Source organism: Actinosynnema sp. NPDC059797 (assembly GCF_042732085.1).
Lineage (GTDB): Bacteria > Actinomycetota > Actinomycetes > Mycobacteriales > Pseudonocardiaceae > Actinosynnema.
Genome location: NZ_JBHWIE010000298.1, coordinates 1 through 8847, shown reverse-complemented (window position 1 = coordinate 8847; position 8847 = coordinate 1). Strand labels below are relative to the sequence as shown.

Below are 8847 nucleotides of genomic sequence, written 5' to 3'. Positions count from 1 at the left end.
CGGTCGAGCAGGTGGACGCGGTGTGGCGGCCCAAGGCCGACGGCGCGCGTCACCTGGACGAGCTGACCCGCGACCGCGACCTCAAGGCGTTCGTGCTGTTCTCCTCCGCCGCGGGCGTGGTCGACAGCACCGCGCAGGGCAACTACGCCGCCGCCAACGTCTACCTGGACGCCCTGGTGCAGGCGCGGCGCGCGGAAGGTCTGCCGGGCGTCTCGCTCGCGTGGGGCCTGTGGGAGCAGCGCAGCGGCATGGCCGGCAACCTGACCGAGGCGGACATCGCCCGGATGGCCCGCTCCGGCATCCTCGGCCTGCCCGGCGAAGAGGGCCTGGCGCTGTTCGACGCCGCCCTCTCCCAGGGCGAGCCGCTCCTGGTGCCGATGAAGCTCGACCTGGCCGCGCTGCGCTCGCGCGGCGACCAGCTCCCCGTGCTGTTCCGCGGCCTGGTGCGGCCCGCCCGCCGGACCGCCGGCGGCGCGGCCGAGCAGTCCGAGCAGTCCACCCTCCAGCGCAGGCTGGCCGGTCTCGCCGAGGCCGACCGCGACCGCGTGCTGCTGGACCTGGTGCGCTCGCACGTCGCGGCCGTGCTCGGCCACGACAGCGGCAACGAGATCGAGCCGAAGCGCGCGTTCAACGAGCTGGGCTTCGACTCGCTGGCGGCGGTGGAGCTGCGCAACCGGCTCAACGCGGCCACCGGCCTGCGGCTGCCCGCGACGCTGGTGTTCGACTACCCGAACCCGGCCGCGCTGGTCGGCCACATCGCGAGCACGCTGACCGGCTCCGCGCCCGCGCCGGCGACCACCGCGCCGGTGGTCCGACCCGCCGACGACGACCCCATCGCGATCATCGCCATGGGCTGCCGCTACCCGGGCGGCGTCAGCACGCCCGAGGACCTGTGGCGGCTGGTGGCCGAGGGCGTGGACGCCATCGGCGAGTTCCCGGCCGACCGCGGCTGGGACGTGGAGTCGATCTACGACCCCGAGCCGGGCAAGCCGGGCAAGTCCTACGTCCGCGAGGGCGGCTTCCTCTACGACGCGCTGGACTTCGACGCCGAGTTCTTCGGCATCAGCCCGCGCGAGGCCGTGGCCATGGACCCGCAGCAGCGCCTGCTGCTGGAGACCGCGTGGGAGGTCCTGGAGCGGGCGGGCATCGACCCGACCTCGCTCAAGGGCAGCCCGACCGGCATGTTCGCGGGCGTCATGTACCACGACTACGCCAGCCGGCTGAAGGAGGTCCCGGACGACCTGGCCGGGTACCTGGGCAACGGCAGCATCGCCAGCGTCCTGTCCGGCCGCGTGTCCTACGTGCTGGGCCTCGAAGGCCCGGCGATGTCGGTGGACACCGCGTGCTCGTCGTCGCTGGTGTCGATCCACCTGGCGGCGCAGGCGCTGCGGTCGGGCGAGTGCACGCTCGCCCTGGCCGGCGGTGTCACCGTCATGGCGCAGCCCGACACGTTCGTCGACTTCAGCCTCCAGCGGGGCCTGGCCGGCGACGGCCGGTCGAAGTCGTTCTCCGCGGACGCCGACGGCACCGCCTGGGGCGAGGGCGTCGGCCTGCTGCTGCTGGAGCGGCTGTCCGACGCGCGCCGCAACGGCCACGAGGTGCTGGCCCTGGTCAAGGGCTCGGCGGTCAACCAGGACGGCGCGTCCAACGGCCTGACCGCGCCCAACGGTCCCTCGCAGCAGCGGGTGATCCGCGCGGCCCTGGCCAACGCGGGCCTGACCCCGTCCGAGGTGGACGCGGTCGAGGCGCACGGCACCGGCACCCCGCTGGGCGACCCGATCGAGGCCCAGGCGGTGCTGGCCACCTACGGCCAGGACCGCGAGCAGCCGCTGCTGCTCGGGTCGATCAAGTCCAACATCGGCCACACCCAGGCCGCCGCGGGCGTCGCCGGCGTGATCAAGATGGTCATGGCGATGCGCGAGGGCCAGGTACCGAAGACCCTGCACGTGGCCGAGCCGACCCCGCAGGTCGACTGGTCGGAGGGCGAGGTCGCGCTGTCGGTCGACACGACGCCGTGGCCGGAGACCGGGCGTCCGCGCCGGGCCGGCGTGTCGTCGTTCGGCATCAGCGGCACCAACGCGCACATCGTGCTGGAGCAGGCCCCGCCCGCCGGGACCGGCGCCGAGCCGGCCCCGGAGCCCGAGGTCGAGCCGTCGGCGGTGGCGTGGGTGCTGTCCGGCCGCACCCGCCAGGCGGTCCGCGACCAGGCGGCCCAGCTCGCCGCGCACCTGGACCGCGTCCCGGGCCTGCGCCCGGTGGACGTGGCGCACTCGCTGGTCACCACGCGCGCCGCGCTGGAGCACCGCGCGGTCGTGGTCGGCGAGGACGCAGACCGGCTGCGCGCCGGCGTGGCGGCGCTCGGCGCGGGCGAGTCCCCGGCCGGCGCGGTCGAGGGCGTCGTCCTGGGCGAGCCGAGGGTGGCGTTCGTGTTCCCGGGCCAGGGCTCGCAGTGGGCGGGCATGGCCGTGGAGCTGCTGGAGTCCTCGCCGGCGTTCGCCGAGCGGATGCGCGAGTGCGCGGTGGCGCTGGAGCCCTTCGTGGACTGGCGGCTGCTGGAGGTGGTCCGGGGCGCCGAGGGCGCGCCGTCGCTGGAGCGCGTGGACGTGGTCCAGCCGGTGCTGTGGGCGGTCATGGTGTCGCTCGCCGAGGTGTGGCGCGCCGCGGGCGTGCGCCCGGACGCGGTCATCGGCCACTCCCAGGGCGAGATCGCCGCGGCCTGCGTCGCGGGCGCCCTGTCGCTGCGCGACGGCGCGGCGGTGGTGGCCCTGCGCAGCCTGGCCATCGCCGAGGACCTGGCCGGCAAGGGCGGCATGATGTCGGTCCTGCTGCCCGCCGACGACGTGCGCGGCCGGCTGCCCGGGGGAGTGTCCGTGGCCACGGTCAACGGCACGCGGTCCGTGGTGGTGTCCGGCGACCCGGAGGCCCTGGACGCCTTCGGCGCGGAGCTGGCCGCGGAGGGCGTGCGGGTCAAGCGCATCGCCGTGGACTACGCCTCGCACTCGGCGCACGTGGAGTCGATCCGCGAGCGGCTGCTGGAGGTGCTGGCCGACATCGAGCCGCGCACCTCGGACGTGCCCTTCTTCTCCACCGTCACCGGTGACGTCCTCGACACCGCCGGGCTGGGCGCGGAGTACTGGTACACCAACCTGCGCGAGACGGTCGACTTCGTCGGCGCCACGCGCAACCTGCTCGACACCGGGCACGCGGTGTTCGTGGAGTGCAGCCCGCACCCGGTGCTGACCATGGGCATCCAGGAGACCGCCGAGGAGGCCGGCCACGACGTGGCGGCCGTCGGCTCGCTGCGCCGCGACGACGGCGGCCTCCCGCGGGTGCTGCTGTCGCTGGGCGAGGCGTGGGCGCGCGGCGTCGCGGTGGACTGGGCGGGGATGCTCGCGCCCGCCGCGCCGCGCCGCGTGCCGCTGCCGACCTACGCGTTCCAGCGCCGCCGCTTCTGGCTGGACGCCACGGGCCCGGCCGGCGACGTGTCCTCGGCGGGCCTCGGCTCGGCCGACCACCCGCTGCTGGGCGCGGCCATCGCGGTGGCCGGTTCGGACGAGGCGCTGCTCACCGGTCGCCTCGCCCTGGACACCCACCCGTGGCTGGCCCACCACGCGCTGTCCGGCACGCCGCTGCTGCCCGGCACGGCGTTCGTGGAGCTGGCCGTGCGCGCCGGCGACCAGGTCGGCTGCGACCGGGTCGAGGAGCTGACCCTGGAGGCGCCGCTGCTGCTGCCCGAGCGGGGCGGTGTCCGCGTGCAGGTGCGCGTCGAGGCGCCCGACCACGCGGGCCGCAGGCCGGTGACCGTGCACTCCCGCCCGGAGGGCGCCGCGGCCGACGCGCCGTGGACCCGGCACGCCGCCGGCTTCCTCGCCGAGGGCGGCGCCCGGCCCGACTTCAGCCTGGTGGCGTGGCCGCCGCCCGGCGCGCAGCCGATCGACCTCGCCGGCGCGTACGAGGCGCTGGCCGACCGCGGCTACGAGTACGGCCCGGCGTTCCGGGGCCTGCGCGCGGCGTGGCGGCTCGGCGACGACGTCTACGCCGACGTGGCGCTGCCCGAGGAGCTGCGCCAGGACGCGGCGGGCTACGGCCTGCACCCGGCGCTGCTGGACGCCGCGCTGCACTCGGTGCTGGTGCTGGAGCAGGAGTCCGACGGCGACCGGCCGCCGCAGCTGCCGTTCGCGTGGACCGGTGTCTCGCTGTTCGCCACCGGCGCCGCCGCGCTGCGGGTCAGGCTGACCCCGGTCGGCGCGGGCGGTCTGGCGATCAGGGTCGCCGACCAGGCGGGCGCGCCCGTCGCGGCGGTGGACGACCTGCTGTCCCGCGAGGTCGTGGTGGCCGCGCCGGGCGTGCCGGACGCGCTGTTCGCGCTCGGCTGGACCGGCGTGACCGCCGACCCGACCACCGGGCGCGTGGTCGTGCTGGGCAACGCGCTGGGCAAGTACGTGCCGAAGGTGGAGGGCTTGGGCGCCTTCACCGACGACGTGCCCGAGTGGGTCGTGCTGCCGGTGAAGTCCTCGGCGACCCCGCGCGCGGCGGTGGACGAGGTGCTGGCGGTGGCCCGCGAGTGGCTGGCCGACGACAGGTTCGCGGCGTCGCGCCTGGTGGTGCTGACCCGCGGCGGCGCGGCGGTCGGCGACGTGCCGGTGGACCCGGCGGTGGCCGCGGTGCACGGCCTGGTGCGCGCGGCGGAGTCGGAGAACCCCGACCGGTTCGTGCTGGTCGACACCGACTCCTGGCCGGTGTCGTGGGAGGAGCTGCTGATCGCCCTCGGCTCGGGTGAGCCCGAGGTGGCGATCCGCGGCGAGGAGCTGTTCGCGCCGAGGCTCGCGCGGGCGACCGCCGGCGCGGAGGCGTTCACCTGGGACGCCGAGGACGCGGTGCTGGTCACCGGCGGCACGGGCGGCCTGGGCGCGTTGCTGGCCCGGCACCTGGTGACGGCGCACGGCGTGCGGAGCCTGGTGCTGACCTCGCGTCGTGGTTTGGACGCGCCGGGCGCGGTGGAGTTGCGCGACGAACTGGCCGGCCTGGGCGCGACCGTCGACGTGGTGGCGTGCGACGTGGCCGACCGCGACTCGCTGGCCGAGGTGCTGGGCGGCATCCGGCGCCTCGGCGGCGTGGTGCACACCGCGGGCGTGCTGGACGACGGCCTGGTGTCGTCGATGACGGTCGAGCAGGTGGACGCGGTGTGGCGGCCCAAGGCCGACGGCGCGCGTCACCTGGACGAGCTGACCCGCGACCGCGACCTCAAGGCGTTCGTGGTGTTCTCCTCGGCGGCCGGCCTCGTGGACGGCGGCGGTCAGGGCAACTACGCGGCGGCCAACGTCTACGTGGACGCCCTGGTGCGGGCGCGTCGTGCGGAAGGACTGCCGGGCGTCTCGCTCGCGTGGGGCTTCTGGGCGGAGCGCAGCGGCATGACCGGCCACCTGTCCGACGTGGACATCGCGCGCATGGCGAGGTCCGGCGTCAAGGGCCTCACCAGCGAGGAGGGCCTGGCGCTGTTCGACGCCGCCCTCTCGCTGGACGAGCCGCTGCTGGCGCCGATGCACCTGGACACGGGCGCGCTGCGCGAGCGCGGCGCGGTCCCGGCGCTGCTGCGCGGCCTGGTCCGGCAGCCGGTCCGCCGGGTGTCCGGCCCGGTCGAGGACCAGGGCGGCACGGGCCTGGCGGGCGAGCTGGCGGCCCTGCCCGAGGCCGACCGCGACCGCGTGCTGCTGGACCTGGTGCGCTCCCACGTGGCCGCGGTGCTGGGCCACGACAGCGCCGACGGGGTCGAGCCGCGCCGGGCGTTCCGCGACCTGGGCTTCGACTCGCTGGCCTCGGTCGAGCTGCGCAACCGGCTCAACGCGGCCACCGGCCTGCGGCTGCCCGCGACGCTGGTGTTCGACCACCCGAACCCGCTGGTGCTGGCCGAGCTGCTGAAGTCCGAGCTGCTGGGCGACGACGAGGCGGCCGACGCCGGCACGCCGGTCGCGACCGGCGGGGCCGCCGGTGACGACCCGATCGCGATCGTCGCGATGAGCTGCCGCTTCCCCGGCGAGGTCCGCACGCCCGAGGAGCTGTGGCGGCTGCTGTCCGAGGGCGGGCACGCGATCACCGCGTTCCCGACCGACCGGGGCTGGGACCACGAGGCCCTGTTCGACCCGGAGCCGGGCAAGGTCGGCAAGACCTGCTCGCTGGAGGGCGGCTTCCTGCACGACGCCGCCGACTTCGACGCGGAGTTCTTCGGCATCAGCCCGCGCGAGGCCCAGGCGATGGACCCGCAGCAGCGGTTGCTGCTGGAGACGTCGTGGGAGGCGCTGGAGCGGGCGGGCATCGACCCGACCTCGCTGCGCGGCAGCCGCACGGGCGTGTTCACCGGCATCATGTACAACGACTACGCGACCCGCCTGACCTCGGTGCCCGACGAGCTGGCCGGCTACATCGGCAACGGCAGCCTGGGCAGCGTGGCGTCCGGCCGGGTGTCCTACGTGCTGGGCCTCGAAGGCCCGGCGATGTCGGTGGACACCGCGTGCTCGTCGTCGCTGGTGTCGATCCACCTGGCCGCGCAGGCGCTGCGCGGCGGGGAGTGCACCCTCGCCCTGGCGGGCGGTGTGAGCGTGATGGCCACGCCGGAGACGTTCCTGGACTTCAGCCTCCAGCGCGGCCTGGCGCTGGACGGCCGGGCGAAGTCGTTCTCGGCGGACGCCGACGGCACGGCCATGTCCGAGGGCGTGGGCGTCCTGGTGCTGGAGCGGCTGTCCGACGCCCGGCGCAACGGCCACCAGGTGCTGGCGGTGATCCGGGGCTCGGCGGTCAACCAGGACGGCGCGTCCAACGGCCTGACCGCGCCCAACGGCCCGTCCCAGCAGCGGGTGATCCGCGCTGCCCTGGCCGGCGCGGGCCTGTCGCCCGTCGAGGTGGACGCGGTCGAGGCGCACGGCACCGGCACGCGGCTGGGCGACCCGATCGAGGCCCAGGCGGTGCTGGCCACCTACGGCCAGGACCGGGAGCAGCCGCTGTGGCTGGGCTCGATCAAGTCCAACATCGGTCACACGCAGGCCGCCGCGGGTGTGGCGGGTGTGATCAAGATGGTGATGGCGATGCGCGAGGGCGTGCTGCCGCGGACGCTGCACGTGGCCGAGCGGACGCCCCAGGTGGACTGGTCCGAGGGCAACGTGGAGCTGCTGACCGAGCCGCGCGAGTGGCCGGAGACCGGGCGCCCGCGCCGGGCCGGCGTGTCGTCGTTCGGCATCAGCGGCACCAACGCGCACATCGTGCTGGAGCAGGCGCCGGTCGCCGAGGTCGCGGAAGCGCCCGCGGAGGCGTCGCCGCTGGTCCCGCTGGTGCTGTCGGCGCACAGCGAGTCCGCGCTGCGCGACCGGGCGGCGGGGCTGCGCGACGCGCTCGCCGGTTCCGCGAACCTGGCCGACGTCGTCTACTCCGCGGCCACCACGCGGGCGGCGCTGGAGCACCGCGCGGCCGTCGTGCCTGGGGACCGGGAGGACGTGCTCGCGGCGCTGGAGGCGCTGGCACGCGACGGCGACGCGCCCGGGGTGGTCCGGGGGAAGCGGGCGGCGGGCAAGCTCGCCCTGCTGTTCACCGGCCAGGGCTCGCAGCGCCTCGGCATGGGCCGCGAGCTGCGCGCCGCGTCGCCGGTGTTCGCCGCGGCGTTCGACGAGGCGTGCGCGCTGATGGACGCCGAGCTGGGCGTCTCCCTGGCCGACGTGGTCTTCGGCGAGGACCGGGAGGTGCTGGACCAGACCCGGTTCAGCCAGCCCGCGCTGTTCGCCTTCGAGGTCGCGCTGTTCCGGGTCGTGGAGTCCTGGGGCGTCCGGCCCGACCTCGTCGCGGGCCACTCGATCGGCGAGCTGGCCGCCGCCCACGTGGCCGGCGTGTTCTCCCTGGCCGACGCCTGCCGGCTGGTCGCCGCCCGCGGCCGGCTCATGCAGTCGATGAGGCCGGACGGCGCGATGCTCTCGGTGATCGCCACCGAGGACCAGGTGCGCCAGTGGATCGCCGGTCGCGAGGACCGGGTCGACGTGGCCGCGGTCAACGGCCCGGCGTCGGTCGTCGTCTCCGGTGACGAGGCGGTGCTCGACGAGCTGGAGACCCGCTGGCGGGCCGAGGGCCGCAAGACGAAGCGGCTGCGCGTCTCGCACGCGTTCCACTCGCCGCACACCGAGGAGGTCCTCGACGAGTTCCGCGCGGTCGCCGCGACGGTGTCCTACGCCGAGCCGCGGTTGCCGGTGGTGTCCAACGTGACCGGCCGGGTCGCCGGCGCGGGCGAGCTGACCGACCCGGAGTACTGGGTGCGGCACGTGCGGGGCGCGGTGCGCTTCCACGACGGCGTCCGGGAGCTGGAGGCGCGCGGCGTCACCACGTTCCTGGAGGTCGGGCCGGACGCGGTGCTCACCGCGATGGGCCGCGACTGCCTGCTCGACCCGGGCGAGGCGCTGCTGGTGCCCACCCTGCGGGCCGACCGCCCGGAGACCGGGACGGTGGCCGCCGCGCTGGGCGCGCTGTTCGTCCGGGGCGCGTCCCCCGACTGGGGCACGGTGTTCGCGGGCTCCGGCGCACGCCGCGTCGACCTGCCCACCTACCCGTTCCAGCGCCGCCGCTTCTGGCTCGACGCGGCCGTCGGCTCGGGCGACGCCACCGGCCTCGGCCAGGTCGACGCCGGGCACCCGCTGCTGGGCGCGGTGGTCGGGCTGGCGGACGGCGACGGCGCGGTGCTCACCGGCCGGCTGTCGCTGCGCACGCACCCGTGGCTGGCCGACCACGCCATCTCCGGCGAGGTCATCCTCCCGGGCACGGCGTTCGTGGAGCTGGCCGTGCGCGCCGGCGACCAGGTCGGCTGCGACCGGGTCG

General features: G+C 76.0%; 1 protein-coding gene. It reads left to right on the top strand.

Annotation, left to right across the window (positions count from 1 at the left end; all coding sequences use genetic code 11):
* Window positions 1-8847, top strand: an 8847-nt coding sequence (locus tag ACFV4N_RS34965; protein ID WP_499676940.1) for an SDR family NAD(P)-dependent oxidoreductase, incomplete at both ends; no start/stop codon positions are given.